The 19,570-nt window shown below is 29.4% G+C and carries 13 protein-coding genes; 3 read left to right on the top strand and 10 right to left on the bottom strand.

Translation table 11 applies throughout. The annotated features are described in order from the left end of the window. Positions 1 to 18 precede the first annotated feature (18 nt). From BHYOB78_RS01270 to BHYOB78_RS01245, 6 genes are all read right to left on the bottom strand, one after another. Complete coding sequence (locus BHYOB78_RS01270; protein WP_012671545.1) at positions 19 to 1,374, bottom strand: signal recognition particle protein; 1,356 nt, start codon at positions 1,372 to 1,374, stop codon at positions 19 to 21. Positions 1,375 to 1,501: 127 nt separating this feature from the next. Beyond that, a complete protein-coding gene (locus BHYOB78_RS01265; RefSeq protein WP_020064808.1) occupies positions 1,502 to 2,767 on the bottom strand; it encodes a M16 family metallopeptidase in 1,266 nt (421 codons plus the stop codon). 154 nt (positions 2,768 to 2,921) lie between these two features. Further along, a complete protein-coding gene (locus tag BHYOB78_RS01260; RefSeq protein ID WP_020064807.1) occupies positions 2,922 to 4,049 on the bottom strand; it encodes a sodium ion-translocating decarboxylase subunit beta in 1,128 nt (375 codons plus the stop codon). Positions 4,050 to 4,064: 15 nt separating this feature from the next. Further along, positions 4,065 to 4,463 carry a biotin/lipoyl-containing protein gene (locus BHYOB78_RS01255; protein WP_012671542.1) on the bottom strand — a complete coding sequence of 133 codons (399 nt, stop codon included), beginning with the start codon at positions 4,461 to 4,463 and terminating at the stop codon, positions 4,065 to 4,067. 110 nt (positions 4,464 to 4,573) lie between these two features. After that, complete coding sequence (locus BHYOB78_RS01250; protein WP_012671541.1) at positions 4,574 to 4,894, bottom strand: OadG family protein; 321 nt, start codon at positions 4,892 to 4,894, stop codon at positions 4,574 to 4,576. A gap of 30 nt (positions 4,895 to 4,924) precedes the next feature. After that, positions 4,925 to 6,469: an acyl-CoA carboxylase subunit beta gene (locus BHYOB78_RS01245; RefSeq protein ID WP_012671540.1), complete on the bottom strand. Its 1,545-nt coding sequence runs from the start codon at positions 6,467 to 6,469 to the stop codon at positions 4,925 to 4,927. A gap of 722 nt (positions 6,470 to 7,191) precedes the next feature. Here BHYOB78_RS01245 and BHYOB78_RS01240 point away from each other — a divergent pair. After that, positions 7,192 to 7,836 carry a hypothetical protein gene (locus tag BHYOB78_RS01240; RefSeq protein ID WP_020064806.1) on the top strand — a complete coding sequence of 215 codons (645 nt, stop codon included), beginning with the start codon at positions 7,192 to 7,194 and terminating at the stop codon, positions 7,834 to 7,836. Positions 7,837 to 7,985: 149 nt separating this feature from the next. Then, entirely contained in the window at positions 7,986 to 8,627 is a 642-nt protein-coding gene (locus BHYOB78_RS01235; RefSeq protein WP_012671538.1) for a hypothetical protein, read from the top strand. A gap of 109 nt (positions 8,628 to 8,736) precedes the next feature. Here the strand turns inward: BHYOB78_RS01235 and BHYOB78_RS01230 are convergent, their stop codons facing one another. The 4 genes from BHYOB78_RS01230 to BHYOB78_RS01215 form a co-directional block, all read right to left on the bottom strand. Then, positions 8,737 to 11,877 (bottom strand): efflux RND transporter permease subunit, encoded by a 3,141-nt coding sequence (locus BHYOB78_RS01230; RefSeq protein ID WP_020064805.1) that lies wholly within the window; start codon positions 11,875 to 11,877, stop codon positions 8,737 to 8,739. 45 nt (positions 11,878 to 11,922) lie between these two features. After that, positions 11,923 to 13,182 (bottom strand): efflux RND transporter periplasmic adaptor subunit, encoded by a 1,260-nt coding sequence (locus BHYOB78_RS01225; protein ID WP_012671536.1) that lies wholly within the window; start codon positions 13,180 to 13,182, stop codon positions 11,923 to 11,925. Between the two features lie 7 nt (positions 13,183 to 13,189). Continuing rightward, positions 13,190 to 14,587 (bottom strand): TolC family protein, encoded by a 1,398-nt coding sequence (locus BHYOB78_RS01220; protein WP_012671535.1) that lies wholly within the window; start codon positions 14,585 to 14,587, stop codon positions 13,190 to 13,192. 330 nt (positions 14,588 to 14,917) lie between these two features. Next, the gene (locus tag BHYOB78_RS01215) at positions 14,918 to 17,461 is read right to left on the bottom strand and encodes a DUF5682 family protein (RefSeq protein ID WP_028331355.1); all 2,544 of its coding nucleotides are present in this window, start codon (positions 17,459 to 17,461) and stop codon (positions 14,918 to 14,920) included. 542 nt (positions 17,462 to 18,003) lie between these two features. Here BHYOB78_RS01215 and BHYOB78_RS01210 point away from each other — a divergent pair. After that, positions 18,004 to 19,332, top strand: a complete 1,329-nt coding sequence (locus tag BHYOB78_RS01210; RefSeq protein ID WP_065203220.1) for an ankyrin repeat domain-containing protein — start codon at positions 18,004 to 18,006, stop codon at positions 19,330 to 19,332. Positions 19,333 to 19,570 lie beyond the last annotated feature (238 nt).

The following is a 19,570-nucleotide window of genomic DNA, read 5'->3' as shown; positions in this document are numbered from 1 at the left end:
CTTTTCCTCCAAGTTTATTTACATTAATTTGTTTAAATCATCTATAGACATACCCATACCCTCTAGGGACTTTGCGAGCTTATCCATCTTTTTAGTACTGCCCATCATGTTTTTCATCATAGTAAATTGCTTTATAAGCTGATTTACATCATAAACACTTTGACCGCTTCCTTTAGATATTCTCATCTTTCTTGAGTTATTCAAAGGAAATAGGGCTAATCTTTCTTTTTTAGTCATTGACTGTATAATAGCTTTATACTTTTTAAATTTTTCTTCTTCACGGCTTAGAAGTTCAGTATCTACATTAGCCATACCAGGAATCATAGATGTCATCTTACTAAGTCCGCCCATTTTAGCAGTGGCTTCTATCTGCTTCAAGAAATCATTATAGTCGAAATTATTTTCTATAACTTTCTGAAGCATTTCCTGAGCTTCTTTTTCACTTATAGCGGCACGGGCTTTTTCTACCAATTTTACTATATCACCCATACCAAGTATTTGTCCTGCTACTCTCTTAGCATCAAATACATCTATATCATCTAAATGCTCACCTACTCCGACAAACTTAACAGATGAACCTGTAGCATATTTTAATGATAAAGCAGCACCGCCTCTAACTCCGGAATCAAATTTTGTAAGTATTACGCCATTTATTCCAATATTGTTCTGGAAACTTTTAGCAACATCATAAACACTCTGACCTGCTGTAGAATCCACAACCAATAATTTTTCTGTAACATTAGCAGAGTTTACAACACGTCTTAGTTCAAGCATCATTTCTTCATCTATCTCTAAACGTCCTGCAGTATCCACTAATATCATATTATACTGCTCTTTCTTAGCAATTGAAAGTGCTTTTTTAAGTATTTTATAAGCTTTTTTCTCTTTAGTGTCTATATGATAAGGTACGCCCACTTCTCTTGCCAAAACAGCAAGCTGCTCCATAGCTGCAGGTCTGTGAACGTCAAGTCCAACAAGCATAACACGTCTTTTATCTTTATAATATTTAGCCAATTTAGCAGAAGTAGTAGTTTTACCAGAACCCTGAAGTCCGAAAAGCAAAGTTATAGTTGTTTTTTCAACAGGCTCTAATTTTAAACCGCTTTCACCCTCGCCTATCATATTAACTAAAGTATCATGAACATCAGCTACGAATTGATTAGCAGGCTCTACACCTTCTAATTTTTCTTTTCCTATAGCTCTGTTAGTAGCTTCTTCAAGAAACTTATCAGCAGCTTCTAAAGATACATCCGCAGACAAGAGTGCTTCTTTTATAGTTAATAGACTATCTGTTATATCCTTATCTGTTAGGACTTTTTTTCCTTGTATTTTAGAGAATACATTAGATATAGATTTAGTTAAATTACCAAACACTAAAAAACAACCTTATAAACATATTATTTCCAAGTCATATTATACATAATATATTTAAAAAGTCAATATTTACAAAAAATTATATATAATAACAATAGAATTATTCAATACATTTCAAACATTATTATCAATTCAATTTAAGTTTACTGCTTAAAGACTTGCTTATATCCTTAGTACCGCTTGCTCCTACAGATGTTAAAAAGAATTTTTTATTCATCAATTTTTCGTCTATAACTTCATTAACAAGTTTTAAATCTATTTTATCTATTATATTGTAAAGCTCTTTAAATGAAACATATTTAGATAAATATAATTCATGCCTTGCATTTTTATTCATTATAAATTCTGCACTAAATTTACTAAATGCCATAGAACCTTTATAACTCTCTTTAGCTTCTTCAATTTCTTCTTCAGATATTCTTTCATTAACCAATTTTTCTATTTCACAATATATGCTTTCTATTGTTTCTGCATATCTATCCAAACTAGTAGAACCATGTATCTCAAATGTACCGCCGTTTATAAAACTAGAATTATAACTATATATATTATAACAAAGTCCTTTATTTTCTCTTATTGACTGAAATAATCTTGAATAGGAACTTCCTCCGAATATATCATTAACTATATTCATAGCGTATCTTTTTTTATTATCGCATGCATTATATGAAGGTGTTACAAGAGAAAAATAAACCTGATTAATTTCCTGCTTTTCTTTAGTTATAGTTTTATAATAAAAAGGAAGATCATCATTAACTGTTTTATTTCTTTTTTCTAATTTTATTTTTTCTAATCTTTCAACAGCATAATCAATATCAAAATTTCCAGCTATTGATATGATTAAATTATTAGAATTAAAATGTTCTTTAAAATAAGAATAAATTTTATCTCTGCTTATTTTTTTTATATTGTTAATATTTCCTCCTATAGGGAAGCTCATAGAAGTACCTTTATAAGCAGCAGCAAAAAATTGATTAGCTGATATTTCTTCAGGAGTATCATTTGACATTTTAAGCTCTTCGATAATAACTTTTTTTTCTCTGTTTATATCATCTTCTCTGAATGCAGAATGAAGCATGATATTTTCTAAAGCATTAACAGCTCTGTCAAAATATTTAGATATTATATTGATATAAAAAGAAGTTAAATGTCTTGAAGTAAATGCATTAAATATACCGCCTACACCTTCAATATTTCTAATAAGCTCTTTTGCACTAATTTTGTCAGTGCCTTTAAAAAGCATATGCTCTATGAAATGAGTATATCCATTTTCTTCTTTTTTCTCATTAGCACTTCCTGTTAAAAATATAAAACCTATAGATACAGTATCCAGCATAGGCATCTTTTCTAAAACAACTCTTGTTCCATTTTTTAAGGTTAATCTTTTTACCATATTTTTTCCATAAATATTTTTTATACTAAAATTATTATATATTAATTTTATAATTTTCGACAGTGTAACACATAAAATATAATACTAATGATTTTTATATAAAAAAACCCTATTTAAATTAATAAATAGGGTTATCATTAATATATTTATTATCTTAATGGAAGAATGTAAGAAGTATACCCATAATTATAGCACCGGATATTATACCTGAAATATTAACTGCCATTGCATGAAGTAAAAGACAGTTAGAAGAACTATTTTCCTGACCATAAACATGCGCTCCCCAAGCAGGGATAGGAAAAGCACTTAAACCAGCAGAACCTATTATAGGATTAACTTTTCCGCCTGATAATATATTGATGACTTTAGCAGCTATAATACCTATAGTAGTACTTAATATTAAAGATACTAATCCGAAAGCAAATATTATAACAGTATTTAATGTCATAAAATAATCAGCAGAAGCAGAAGAACCTATTGCTATTCCTATAAGCATTGTAAGTATTCCTGTTAAAGATTTCTGCAAATTAACTGAGAAATTCTTTATGATATCTGATTCTCTCAAAATACTTCCGAATAAAAGAGCAGCTATAAGAGGAAAAGAGTTTGCTAAAAATATACCGCAAAGCCCCATAGCAATAACAGCAAATATAATCTTCTCTCCTCTTGAAACCTGTCTTAAATAATTCATAGGAATTTTTCTTTCTTTTGAAGTAGTTAAAACTTTTGTAAGCCCTGACTGAAGCAAAGGAAGGAATTCCATATAAAGATAAGCAGCCATAACAATAGCAGCAAAATATTTAGGCTCTGTAATCAAAGAAGTCATATACATAGCCAAAGCTCCGTCAGCAGCACCTATAATTGCAGTAGCAGCAGATAATCCTTCTCCCAAATTTAAAGAACTCATAATATAAAATACTATAAGTATTCCAATCTGAGAACTAGCACCTATAAAGAAATTTTTAGGATCTGCAAGAACAAGTCCCAAATCTATCATAGTACCAACTGCAAAAAATACTAATACAGGATAAACACCGCTATCTGCACCGCTATGCATTAAACCCAAAAAACCATTTACTACATCTTCTGTCATCTTAGGAAGAGGCATATTAGCAGCTAATATAGCAACTCCCATAGGAAGAAGAAGCAAAGGCTTTTTCTTATAATATATAGACATATATATAAGATATGCTCCTAAAAGCATCATTATGATTTGGGCTACAGTCGGCGGATAGAAACCTGTAAGTAAATTGTTAAAATCCAAACCTAAAGCTTTATTCATATTCACCCCTTTATATTACTTAATTTGTAATATAACTTGACCTTCTACAACTGAAGAACCTTTTTCAACATGTATAGATTTTACTTCACCTGATGCAGGAGCAGTAATTTCATTTTCCATCTTCATAGCTTCTAATATAGCTACAACCTGACCTTCCTGTACTTTATCTCCTACTGCTACACTAAATGATAATATAGTACCAGGCATAGTTGCCTTTACTGATATAGCATTCTCATCTATTGGAACTGCAGGAGCTGCTGCTTGTTTTGGTGCTGCAGTTGCTGCTGGTTTTGGTGTATTTACTGGGGTATTAACTATAGTAGATACCGCTTTACGTGAATCTACAGATTTTATCTCCTCTACTGATACATCATAAGTTTTTCCATTAACTGTGATTTTATATTGCTTAGTCATAATATTATTCTCCAAAAAAATTTCTTTATTTCATTATTTATATTAAAAAATACCGCAAATAAATTTAATAGATGCTTAATTTTTTAATTTATTATTTCTCACAAAAAATATTATTTTAATTTATTTACTCTGTCTACCATTCCCCATATAGGAGTCTTAGATTCTTTAATAGATGTAATAATAAATTTATTACCTGACATACCTGTATAAGCTGATATTGAAGCTGTAATCACTGCTACAAGTTCAGTATCATCTATTAAATCCTCTTCTTTAGTTTTACTTTCCTCTACTACTTTTATAATTTCTTCTTCTTTCTTTATATTCCTAGTTTTAAAAATCATTCCCAAAACTAAAGACAATATATAAAAAACTAAAGCAACTATAAAAACAGACATTATACCAAATATGGTAATAGCTGCATTATGTTCCATTCAATTCTCCTTTTAATTAAAAATTAAATTTTATAGAGGTATATTGCCATGTTTTCTAGGAAGTCTAGTTTCTCTCTTGCTTGCTAAAAGATGCAATGCATTGATCAAATAGCTTCTAGTATATTCAGGCTCTATTACATCATCTACATAACCTCTGACAGCAGCTCTGTAAGGATTAGCAAATTCTTTTTTATACTCTTCTATTTTTTCAGCTCTTACTTTTTTAGGATCCTGAGCATTATCTATTTCTTTTTTGAATATGATATTAGCAGCTCCATCCGGTCCCATAACAGCAATCTCAGCAGAAGGCCAAGCATAAACCATATCAGCACCCAAATGCTTAGAACACATAGCTATATAAGCTCCTCCATAAGACTTCCTTATAATAAGAGTGATTTTTGGTGCAGTAGCCTCTGAATAAGCATATAAAAGTTTAGCACCATGTCTTATAACTCCATTATGCTCCTGTCCTACTCCAGGTAAATATCCTGCAGTATCAACTAATGTAACCAATGGAATATTAAAGCTGTCGCAGAAACGAATAAATCTTGCAGCTTTATCTGCAGCATTGATATCTAATACTCCTGCCATAGAATTAGGCTGATTAGCTATTATACCAACTGATTTTCCGTCAAGGCGTGCAAAACATATAACTATATTAGTAGCAAATAAAGGCTGAAGTTCAAAAAACTCTCCGTTATCTACAACTCTTTTTATAATCTCTTTTATATCATAAGGTTTATTAGGGCTGTCTGGAAGTATAAATGATAATTCTTCATCAGATCTGTTAGGATCATCATCTGTGTTATCAAAAGGCACATCTTCCAAATTATTCTGAGGTATATAAGATAATAATTTTTTAACACCCTCTAAAGTTGAAACTTCATCAGGGAACATCAAAGAAGCAACACCTGAAGTTTTACTATGAACGAAAGCTCCTCCAAGCTCTTCAGCAGAAACCTGTTCTCCTGTTACAGCTTTTACTACCTGAGGTCCTGTTATAAACATATTTGAACTTTTATCAGTCATGAATATAAAGTCCATCAATGCAGGAGAATAAACTGCACCTCCAGCACAAGGTCCCATTATAACACATATCTGAGGTATAACTCCTGAAGCCTGAACATTTCTATAGAATATATCTCCATAACCTCTTAATGAATCAATACCCTCTTGTATTCTAGCTCCGCCTGAATCATTAATACCAATACAAGGACATCCTAATTTTATAGCCATATCCTGTACCTTACAAATTTTAGCAGCATGCATCTGTCCTAAAGAACCGCCTATAACAGTAAAGTCCTGAGCATATATACATACCTGTCTGCCGTTTATTTTACCGTATCCTGTAACTACACCCTCTCCGGCAACTTTATTTTTTTCCATTCCGAAATCACTGCATCTATGCTCTATAAAAGCATCTATCTCGCAGAAAGTGCCTTCATCTAAAAGCTGTAATATACGCTCTCTTGCTGTTAATTTACCTTTTTTATGGCGTTCTTCATTTTTTTCTTTACCGCCACCTTCTTCTATTTTTTCTTTTCTTTTTCTTAATTCATTGATTTTTTCTTGCATATTTCTTTAAGTCCTTATTAGATTTTTTATCTAATTATTAGATTTTAAACAAAAATTAAAATGACTAGTTAAAGAAACATATAACTATTTTTTATTTATTGCAATGGTGTTTTATAACTTTTGTATGTTTTAACAATTTAGTCGAAAGTTTAATTTTCTGTACATATAAAAACAGAATAAAGTGATAAGATATTTTTATATACCTTAAATAATATTACATTAGTATAGAAAAATAATAAAATTAAACATTGTATTTAAGTTATAATCTGATAACATTATAAAACTATATTGTAAATATAATTCCAAAAGCAGTGAATTTGATAAAGAACTATATAGTATGCTATTTATATATTTATAGAAGAAAAATATATTGATTTTATCTATAATCTGTAAATCAATATAGAAATATTAACAGATATTGTTTTTGATGAAAAATAATTAAATAAAAAATTAATTAATAACAATTATTAAAGCGTTTTATTTAATAAATAATATTAATTTTATATCTAATTTTGTACATTTTAACCATTTGGTCGAAAATTAAAAATACATAAAAAACACTTGAAAAAAGTTAGATTATACTTACAATTCCTATATAATAAATAATTCAAATTACATTATAGCATATAGAATAAATAAACAAAAAACAAACTATATATAGTTTATTTTTTTTATAACTATAATTTACTATAGATATAAAAAATGATTTTAGGAGAAAATAAATGAAAAAATTAATTATAATAACAAGTATATTGGTAATGAGTCTAAGCAGCGGACTTATGGCAAAAACAGGATTTAGTTTAGGATTACTTATTCCTATTGGTGCAAGTTTCAGCAGTTTCAGCGGAAATGATGCTCAGCATATAAAATCTGATGCTGGATTTGAATTCGGTATACATGTTCAGCCTGCTTATTATTTTGGATTTGAATACTTATCATTTGGATTAGGTTTAGACTTAGGATATAACAGAGATGTATTTGCTTTCAAAGCAGTTATTGATGAAAAATCAAAGGGAGGAATAGCTTTTGATAGTTTAATGATAGGTGTTTTACCTAGAATAGATATTGCTTTTGTATCTATAGGTGTAGGTGCAGGAGTAAAAATACCTTTAGCAGGAAGCAGCTATTTTAGAGAAAGTGACGGTGGTTATACTTCTCAAGGATATGATTTCAAAAAAATAGGGGAAAATTTCAAAAATCCTTATATACCTTATGTTAAAGCTGTTGTTGATTTCTTATTACCTTATAATATAGTTGTAGGAGCTTATTTCTCTTATGATATACCTTTAATAGAAACTAAAAACCCTAGCTTCCATACAAAACTTTCAGCTTTTGATTTGGGTGCAGAGATTGGTTTAAGATTCTAATTAATATAAAATAATATTTTGGGAATGCTTGTATATAAAAGCATTCCCATTTTTTTTGATAACTACATAAATACAGTATTTTTATTTATAAATATATTATTCTCATTGTCGATTATCTATTATATAATTAAATATAAGGATAGAAAATAATGAAAAAAATAATAACAATCTCATGCTTATTAATCATTGCATTAAGCGGAAATTTGATGGCAAAAACAGGATTTGAGGTTAATGTATTATTTCCTTTCGGTTTAAGTTTAGGAACATATACTGGAACGGATGCGTCTAAATATACTAAAGCTGATGCTGGTTTTGAATTTGGTATTCATGTTATACCTGGATATTATTTCGGAATAAGTAATATAGCTTTAGGAATAGGTCTTGATATAGGTTATCAAAAAGATGTATTTGCTTTCGGATTAAAAGGAGAAAAAGGAAGATACGGAGCTTCTTTTGATAGTTTTAATCTTGGTTTGCTTCCTAGAATAGATTTGGCTTTCATATCAATAGGTGTAGGCGGAGGATTTAAATTCCCTATAGCAGGACTTATGTATAGTAAAGAAAGCAGCGACAGCATAGGTCAAGCTAGCATGTATGATACAAAAACAATATATAAAGAATTCAATAAGCCTTTTATACCTTATGTAAAAGTTACACTCGATTTCATTTTACCTCTTAATTTAACTGCTGGTATTTATGTTGCTTATGATATTCCATTTATGGAAAGTAAAACTCATGACTTTAAATTATCAAGTGTTGATTTAGGTGCTCAGATTGGAATAAGATTTTAAAATAATTTTATTTAAATAAAAGGATGCATAAAGAAATGCATCCTTTTTTATTATAAAAATAAGGGGCTTAAGTATTAACTCAAGCCCCTTATTTTATTTATGTTATCTATTATTTACCAGGAGTACTCAAAGCATCATCTATACCAGTACCAGTTTCAACACTAGCCAAATCTTTAGCATCATAATCTTTAAGAGGTATTCTATTTCTAATAGCAGCATAAACAGTAGGTACTATAACAAGAGTAAACATAGTAGAAACTGTCAATCCTCCAAGAACTGCTAATGATAAAGGCTGATACATCTCATTACCTTCACCGCTTGATAAAGCCATAGGAAGAAGACCCAATATAGTAGTAAGAGAAGTCATTAAAACCGGTCTTAATCTTCTAGGACCTGCAATCAAAGCTGCTTTATCACCATTAATTTTTTTCTCATGCATAAGCTGATTCATATAGTCTATCAGTACAATACCATTATTAACTACAATACCTATAAGAACTATTACTCCTATACCGCTATATACACTCAAAGTCTGACCTGTAATAAGAAGTAAGAAAAGAGATCCGGCAAATCCAAATGGTATAGCAAGAGCAATAACAAAAGGAGCTATATAAGATTCAAACTGACTTGCCATAATAGCATAAACTAATACCAAAGCCAAGAATAAAGCCTGTATAAGCTGTCCGAATGCTTCCTGCATGTCTTCATAATCTCCGGAATAAACTATAGTAAATCCTGAAGGTACAAAAACTTTTTGATTGATAGCAGCCTGTACATCATTCATTATCTGATTCATAGGTCTTCCATAACCTGCCGCAGTGATAGAAGTTATTCTGCTGTCATTTTTTCTTGTTATTTCTGTAGGAGCAAAATTTTTATCTACACTTGCAACGGCTGATATAGGAACCATGCCGCTTGGAGTTGGGATAAGCATTCTTTTTACATCTTCTATATTTATTCTGTCTCTTTCATTAAGTCTAACTATAACATCAATATCAGTTACATCTGAATTATCAGGAGTCATTCTTGTAGCAGTAGTACCGCCGAAACTTGTTTTAATAGAATTAGCAACAGTATTTATATTAAGTCCCATTTTTGAAGCTAAATCTCTGTTAATTACAACATTAAGCTCAGGGCTTGCATCACTTTTTTTCAAACGAACATCTCTAAGTCCAGGAACATCTTGTAATGCAGCTATTACATTGTTAGCTAATTCTCTAGCTCTTACCAAATCTTCACCAACTATATCTATATCTATTCCGCTTGAATCGCTATTTCCGCCGCCTTTCATACTAGTTACAGAGTCAACATTTATAGTAGCAGGATAACTTGCCAATCTTTTTCTTACAAGCTCAACATATTCTTCTGTTTCAGTAGTTCTTCCTGCTGATTTATCTATAAGTTTTGCTCTTATTTGTCCTTTATTAGCATCAGAACCGGATCTAGCTCTTGATTGTATTCTGCTTAAATCCTTTCCTATAACATCTTGCATATCTTTTCTCATTCTGTCAATGAAAGCACCTGTCTGCTCTTTTCTAGTACCTACAGGCATAGTAATACTTGCCATTAACTGACCTTCATCAGATTCAGGGAATCCTTCTTTACCTATAAGCATTAATCCTACTACTATAACAGCAAATACTATAGTTATAACAGGAATTAATACTCTGTTTTTATGATGAACAGAAAAAGTTAATATTTTTTCATATATGTAATTAACTTTAGAATGGAAATATTTATCAAAGAAATTCTCAAATCTAGATAAGAATTTAGATTTCTTAGTAGTTACAAGTCTTGCACCAAGCATAGGAACAACTGTCAAAGCAACAGCTAAAGAAGCTATCATAGAAACAGTAACTGTTATACATAAGTCTCTGAACATCTGTCCAGTTTGACCTTCAACAAAAAGGAAAGGTAAAAATACTGCTATTGTAGTAAGAGTAGAAGCAGATATAGCAAGTGCTACAGTAGAAGTACCGTCTATAGCAGATGAATATTTACCATAACCATTATTCCTATAGAAGAATATATTTTCAAGTACAACAATGGAGTTATCAACCATCATACCAATACCAAGTACAAGTCCTGAAAGTGATATAATATTCAAAGTAGTACCAAAGAAATACATCAAAGTAAATGTAACGATTATAGACATAGGAATGGATATAGCTATTATAAGTACAGTTCTTACATTCCATAAATAAAGCATAAGTATTATAACAGCAAATAAACCTCCCTGCCAAGCAGTATCAAGAACCCCTTTTATGGCATTATTAACATTATCAGCACTATTAAATAATACTTCATATTTTATTCCCTCAGGTAAATTAAGAGAATCTAATCTTTTCTTTATAGCATCAGAAACAGCAACAGTATTTGCTCCGGATTCTTTATTTATAGAAACGTTAACGGCAGGAGTACCATTTACTTTCATTACATCGCCGTCTTCATCATAACCTTCATAAATTGTAGCTAATTCTCTAAGTCTTATAGGAGTGCTGTTTGTTTTCAATGCCACAACAACATTTCCTATATCATTAACTGTTTTGAACTCACCTGTAGTTCTTAGAGTATATTTATAAACACCTTCATAAGTTTCACCGCCTGATATATTCTGATTCTCCATAGCTAATGTGCTTACTATAGAGTTAATATCAAGTCCGTAAGCCTGAAGTCTGTTCATATCAACATCAACTTTAATCTGAGTTTTAAGTCCTCCTCTAATCTCAGCCATAGCAACACCGCCGACCTGCTCTATACTAGTTAATATCTGATTATCAACTAAATTATATAAAGCGGATAAATTGTCTGTACCATAGAAAGATATTTCCATAACTGGAATATTATCAGTAGAGAACTTATAAACGGCAGGGCTTTCAGCATCATCAGGCAAAGATTTTCTTATTCTATCTATTGCCTCTCTGATATCAGCTGTTGCAGAAGCTAAATCACTTCCCCAGTTAAATTCTATAAAAACTCTTGATTCTTCCTCTTCTGAAGATGAACTTACCTCTTTAATATTATTAACTGAAGAAACAGCGGATTCTATAATCCTAGAAACAGATTTTTCTACTTCCTCAGGACCTGCATTATCATAAGTTGTCCTAATACTAATAAAAGGCAATTCCATGTCAGGCAAAAAGTCGACAGGAAGCCTTGAAAGACTAACAGCACCAAGTATAACAACAGCAACTATACCCATAAAAACGGCTACGGGTCTTTTTACTATTAATTCAATAAAACTTCTCATAATTGCTCCTTATTTAATTTAAACTATAATCATAATAAGAAAAAATCAACCTCCAACTGAGTATATAGTATCATTATTAGAAGTATTTGTTTCTGGTTCTTTTGGTTTTTCTACTGTAGTTGTTGTATTAGGTTTTTCAGCAGCAGGAGTATTGTTTCTTACAGTAGCTGCTGGTTTTGTAGTAGTAGGTTTTGCTACAGCAGCTGGTTTTTGAGTTGTTGTATTATTTTTTACAGTAGTATTTGTATTTGCTGCTGGTTTTGTAGTAGCAGGTTTTGCTGCAGCAGTATTATTTATTATATTAGTATCAGCTGAAGCAACTGCAGTAGGAGGCGTAATATATTCCAAAATAGTAGGGTCATTTTCTATTCTATTAACTAATGATCCGTTTTTCAAGAATTCACGTCCGAACATTACAACTTCTTCTCCCTCTTCAAGTCCTCCGCTTAAAGCCACTTTATCTTTAGAAGTAAATAATACATTAACTTCTCTTGTATATGCTCTATATTGAGCATTAGTTGAATTTGCCGCTTTTACTTCTGATGGAGGGTTGTTTGAAGTATCTTCTTTAACAACATATATATAATTCTTACCTAAATCATCGCTGAACATAGCACTGTTTGGTATAACAAATACATTATCAGCAGAGTTTAAAAGTATTGATACATCAGAAAACATTCCAGGTAAAAGAAGTCTTTCTTTATTATCTATCAAAGCTTTTACCATTAAAGTACGAGTTGAAGGATTAACTGCATAATCTCTTTTAGTGATAGTAGCTTCTATTTCTTTATTAGGTGCTGAAGGAACTCTTATAATTACTTTTTGTCCTAATTCGATTCCTGCGATAGAACGTTCAGGAACTTGTATTTCCACTTCCAATTGGCTAATATCAGCAACATTTGCTATAGGAGTAGAAGCAGCTATTGAAGCACCTACTGCCATATATGTAGTTGTAACATATCCAGAAATAGGAGTTCTTGCAGGAGCATAGGCATAATTTGCACCTATTACGAATCTGTCTATTAATGCTATTGTATCGCCTTTATTAACAAAACTTCCTTCATATTTTAATATATTAGCAATTTTTCCAGGTACATCAGAGGATATCTCTACCTCTTTTATAGCCTTAATCTCAGCTGATAAATCTAAATACTCCTCTAAAGGCTGCTTTATAGGTGCTGCCACCAATACACTTATAGGATTTTCTTTTTTCTTTAGATCTACTGCAGCTTTTTTACATGAAATAGATAAAACGGATAAAATTAAAACAAATGATAATATTATAATACTTACTCTTCTCATCATAATCTCCTTAAGCACCTAAAAGCTTTAATATTTGTAAAGTGCTTGAAAAATAATCATATATAGCCTGTAAATATGCAAGCTGGGCATTCAAATATGTAATTTCGGCATCATTAAGTTCAAGTGTGGATATTGTTCCTCCGCGGTACTGCCTTTGTGCCATTTGTAAAGCATAAGCTGCTGTTCTGGCATTTTCTGCCTGCGACTGTAAATTCACCGCTTGGGACCTTGCAGTAGAAATTAAATCTCTGCTATTTATTTCTATGGTATCTCTTAATTCATCATAAGTTACTTCCATTTGCTTTATGCTAAGCTCAATTTCCTCAGCACCCTTTGCTGTAGAAGAAAAAGGCAAAAGTGAATCAAGACTATAGTTGAGAGAAAAACCAACTCCCCAGTTGAATTCTCCTTCCCTATTTTTCTTAAATGTACCATTCTCCATTTTTATTTTATCTACTGTAGTAATTCCTACATTAGCATTTGCTGATAAAGTAGGCCATAAATAACTTCTTGCTACTTTTCTATTATACTCTAACATTTCTAAATTACTAGCCATATTTTTTAATTCTATATTATTATTCATTATAATAGTAAGCAAATCATCATAAGCCATATCCGGCAATGCTATATTAGTGGCATCTAGTATATTTCCAACTAAATCTACTTCATCAGCAACATTTGTAAGTCCTATTTGTCTTATAAATGTAAGTTTCAAACTTTGATATTGATTGCTTAAAGTTATAACCTGAGGCTTTGTAGTTTCATATTGTACTTTGGCATTTAAATATTCATATTCTGAAACTTGTCCATTTCTATATTTTATGTATGACTCTCTCATTCTATTACTGTAATTGAGCTGCTGCTGTAAATATACTCTGTAATTTTCTTGAGCCACAAATGTATTATAAAAATTTAATTTTGTATTAAGATCTACATTAAGTCTTTCATCATAATATGTATCTTTTTTCATTTTTAAATTAACATCTTTTGCTCTATCTGAATTCCAATTTCTAAATCCTGTAAATAATGTTTTGGATAAAGTAGCAGAAGCAGACCAAGTATCTGGACTAGAATAAATACCTGTATTCACCTCATTAATAGAATATTCTTTGGATTCTGCCAAATTCAATCCGCCGCTTACACTTAAAGAAGGCATAAATAAATCAGAAAAAGTAGCATCTTTTTGAACTTGTGCTATACGTACATCATATTCGGCCTGTTTTAATGTTTTACTAGCATCAAAAGCCATCATCAAGGCATCTTCTAAAGTTATAGAGATTTTATTTATCTCTGGGGATTCATTTGATACATTTGCATCATTTGTAATATCATCGGTTAAATTTGTATCTTGAGAGTATAAAGACAGACTTAATATTAAAGTTAAAACCAGAGTAACATAAAATTTCACCGTCAGCTCCTAATATAAATTTATCATAATTATGAAGTTTTATAATTATAAATTTGTATATTATAAACTTAGAATAAAAAATATCAAGTTATTATATAGCATAATATATATAAACTTTCTATTTATTAGACGAATAAATTTAAAAATAGTTCCTGATATCTTTATAAATTTATAAACAAATAAATTATAATATTGTAAACTATATTTACAATGCTTTTATTTATATTTTTTCTCAATAAATAAGAAATATAAATAAATAATAATAAAATAAAAATTGATTTTCTACATATACTACAAATTTAATTATTATATGTTCATTTTATGATTTTTTCATAAAGTTTTTCTTATCAATTCAAAAACTTCATTATCTATTTGCGAAGCCAATTGAATTTCTTCTATAGATAAATTAACATCAATTAATATTTTATTTTTATTAATATTATATCTCTCAGCTATGATTGCTGATAAACGTTCTATTTCTATAGGACTTAAATTTGAAAAGGCATATCTGAAATTAGGAAGTACCTCCATAAATTTTTCATCATCTAATTTTTTTATTGCTGAATCTATACTGCTGATTATATTTTCATTAATAAATAATATATCTCTGGCAGCAAGAAGTATTCCATTCAAAAAATATGATGCGGCTTCTATATCAGAAGATTCCATAAATGAAGATACTATAGCAGAAAATTCATCAGCACTCAGTCTTCCAGATTTGTATTTTAAAGCCAAGCAAACTGCATATATATGAGAACTTCCGAATGTATTATCAAGCATTAAATCTATCTTATCATTAAACATATCCATATCGCACCAATTAGGATTTTCTAATGTAAAAGAATAAAGATTTTTTATATAATGTGAATTTTTTAATGCTTCCTCTTCATTTAAATTCTTCATAGAATCCATATTTATAACAGCAAGTATAAATACCTGCTTAGCCAATGCCTCTATAACAGATATTATATCATAATTATCAAATAAAGATTCTCTCTCTTTTGATAAATTATCATTAATAGCTTCCATATTGGCTAAATATGATAAATTATTAAGACAATAGCAAAGACTAACAAAATTATTATCATTAAGTACAGTTTCTTCTATTTTATTATAGTTGTCATAAAAAAAACTGTATAATCCCATAACATTAGCTTCTATTAAAAGTTTTGAAACTTCACTAGCATCTATATGAGCATTAAGTCTTTCAACTATTAAATTTGATGCTAACTCTTCTATTGTTACACCATAAACAGATTTATCTATTAAAGCCGCCTCTACAGCAGTTTTATATTCATATTTCCAAATTTCTCTAGCTAAATTCTTATTTACTTTATTAACATAGTCAGGACCTTTTTCTAATTTGCAAAATCCTGTATCTAAAAATTTCATCTTATGGAAAAATTTACTTTTTTCAAAATGACTTTTATCTTTTACTATATCTAATTTAGATTCTTTTTCTTCTGTTTTATCAGTTTTTATTCTATATTCTTTGCATTTATTTCTAAAATCTATAACAACAGGAGGAACTATACTTTTTGATGATACCTGACCATTTGCCATACCTGAAAGAAGCTTCATCATTAAATCAAGATTGCTTGTATTCTCTAAAGATATATCACCTTTAACAAATGCACTTTTAGCAGCATCTATAAGTTCATAAACTCCCGCAGAATGCTTGCCTCTTAATTTTGCAAGATTAACTGCCATATAATAAGCATTAATACAATCTGGTATGCTTACATTATGATTATGTCTGTCTATATTTGAAGCCTTTATTATAAATGACATAACAACATCTAAATACATATTTCCAATATTATCTGTATCATTTTTACTGCTGTAATTTTCAAGCTCTTTATAAACTAAATTATAAAATGCCGGAAACTCTATTCCTGCTCTGTATCCTTTTCTTGCATCAGCATCTTCAAATGAATATGGTATCAAATAGTTTGCTGTATTTGAAATTATATATTCTTTTAAATTTTTATATTCTTTATTTAATTTTTTATTATCTTTTTCATCTTCTTTTAATTTATCTATTATACCTTTAGTATGAAAACTTCCTGTAACTACCAAAACTCTATTATATTTTTCTAATGCCTCTTTAACATTCAAAGCCATTACATATTCTCTGTTTCTAGTTTCAAAATCCTCATCTTCTATCAAACGCATATAATAGCCTAATGCATAAACACTTTTTATAAACTCCTTACTTTCTTTAAGTATTCCATTTATCTCGAAATCTCTTTCCCAAAGCTCGGCAAAAGTTCTAAGTCCTGCCTTTTTTGTAAGCTCTACAGTATAAGCATTAACATTGAATTTATTATCATCATTATCATAAATAGATATTAATTTCTTTTTTTTATCTTCACTATCATTTTCTTTATTACTATCTATATCTTCTGAATTTTCTTCATTATTATTATTATTATTATTTTCTTTTTCAGGTTCTGAATCTTTTTTGGAATTTTCTATCATAAAGGCATAATTCATATCAATAAAACTGCAATGAATATTATTTTTTAATGATTCTCTTATAGCGGTAAACTCTGGAGAATAATCCAAAAAAGGATAATAACATCTGTATTTTTCATTATTACCATCAACATAGCTTGAATAAATACAAAAAGGTGCTTTAGTATCCTCTTCAATCATATACTTCATCAAATCATTACAATCGCTTGGACCTTCTATAAGTACAGCGTCAGGCTTAAAACTCTCAAAAATTTTCTTCAAATGATATGAGCATGCTGGCGAATGGTGTCTTATAGGAAAGAATATTACATTATCTTTTATGCTTTCTTTAAAACACTCATCAAAATTATTATTATCTTTTATACTATCTTTATTTATTTTATCCGCTTTTTTCATTATTAAAAATCCTTAACAATGAAAAGTATTTTACTATAAAAAGAGCATAATGCAATAATTACAAATATTACCTAAATACATAAATTATTATAAAGTTTCATTCTAAATCCCACCCTCTATCCTTTTTATATTTTTCTCCTATTTCTATATTTTTTTTCTTTAAAAACTTAAACAGTTATTTTAGCTGCCCACCCAAAGTGTTATTTAAACTTATAGCCCCATAACCGCACGGTGAATGAGTCTAAAAATATAGATTTGTTTAAAATTCAAATTATACAATATTATAAAATTGATTTACCGTGCGTTAAAGAGATTCTAAATTTAATAAACACTTGGGCGGGTGCTCTAATTTCTGATTTAAACTAAAAAACAAATAAAGTTAATATTCAAGTATAAAACAATAAACATAAAGGGCGGGGATTTAAAATAAATTTTTAAGATTGAATTTTAATAAAAATATACCCCACAGGGATTTAATTAAAAACTTGCAAAAAATATTTTTATAATATACTAATGAAAACTTAATTATAGGATATATTATTATGAAATATTTATTAATTTTTTTTCTTTCTATTCTAGTATTTTCTTGCAATACCAAGGAACAAAATAATAATACAGATAAATCGACTATAAACATAGATGATAGTACAGATAACATAAATAAAACAGAACAATCAAATACAGATGATAAAGATAATAAATCAAATAATTCATCAATAAATACAAATGAAACAGAAGAAACAACATATTATTCATACACAGATGAAGAAATTGTATCTTTTATAGAATCAGGAGATTTGGAAACAATCAAAAAATTAATTGAATCAAAAAGTTTAGATGTTAATTATAACTTAGAGATAGATGAATATTCCAAGTCAACCCCTTTAATAAAAGCTATAGAATATAAGCAAACTGATATTATAAATTATTTATTAGAAAATAATGCAGATGTTAATTTAACTTTAGGATATTCTACTCCATTAACAGAAGCTATGTATGATGAAGAACTTGTTCGTAAACTTATAGATTTAGGAGCCGATGTCAATTTACCTGCTCAGTCAGGATTTACTCCTCTTATGGCTAGCCATAATAATATTGCTATAGCAGAGCTTTTAATTGAAAAAGGTGCGGACATTGAAGCTAAAGATGATTATGGCATTAATGCTTTAGTTTATGCCTCAAGTGATGAAAATGAAGAGATGGTAAAATTTTTACTTGAAAAGGGAGCTGACGCCAATACAGTATGCGAAATAGAAAATGAACATATTGATATATCGCCTACTCCTTTAATGAATGCTGTTTATAACGGAAACACTAATATAATAAATATGTTATTGGAAAATGGTGCTGATATTAATTATACCACTGATGAAATGACTCCTTTAATTTATGCTGCTTATAAAGGAAACACTAATATAATAAATACGTTATTAGAAAATGGTGTTGATATTAATTATACCAATGATTATGGAATGACTGCTTTAATGTATGCAGCAAGTTTTAATCAATTTGAAGCTGCAAAAATACTTTTAGAAAATAATGCTGATATTTCTATAACTGATGAAGATGGTGATACTGCTTTAATGCATGCTGCTAATAACGGAAACACTAATATAATAAATGTGTTATTAGAAAATGGTGCTGATATTAATTATACCAATGATTATGGAATGACTGCTTTAATGTATGCAGCAAATTCAATGTATGCAGCAAGTTATAATCAATTTGAAGCAGTAAAAATACTTTTAGAAAATAATGCTGATACTTCTATAACTGATAAAGATGGTAGGACTGCACTTGATATGGCAAAATCAAAAGATAATAAGAAATATAATAATGATATAGTTAAGCTTCTTGAAAAATATAATTAATACTTTTTAATATATACCTAAACAAATATATTTTGTCAATTCTAGTTTTTTAAATTTTATTATTTGTGATGGCACACAGACGTGCCGCTCTGCGTACTTCGTAACACCCCACTTCTTTTGCGACCGAAGGAAGTACTGCGACTGAAAGGAGTACCTGACGAAATCCACTGTAAGTGTAGGTATGGTATTGCCACTGTAGCGTGCGGCTGGAAAAAGAACAACATAAAAATTGACAAAC

The sequence above is a fragment of the Brachyspira hyodysenteriae ATCC 27164 genome (assembly GCF_001676785.2).
Lineage (GTDB): Bacteria > Spirochaetota > Brachyspiria > Brachyspirales > Brachyspiraceae > Brachyspira > Brachyspira hyodysenteriae.
This window is presented reverse-complemented; position numbering and strand designations above follow the sequence as displayed.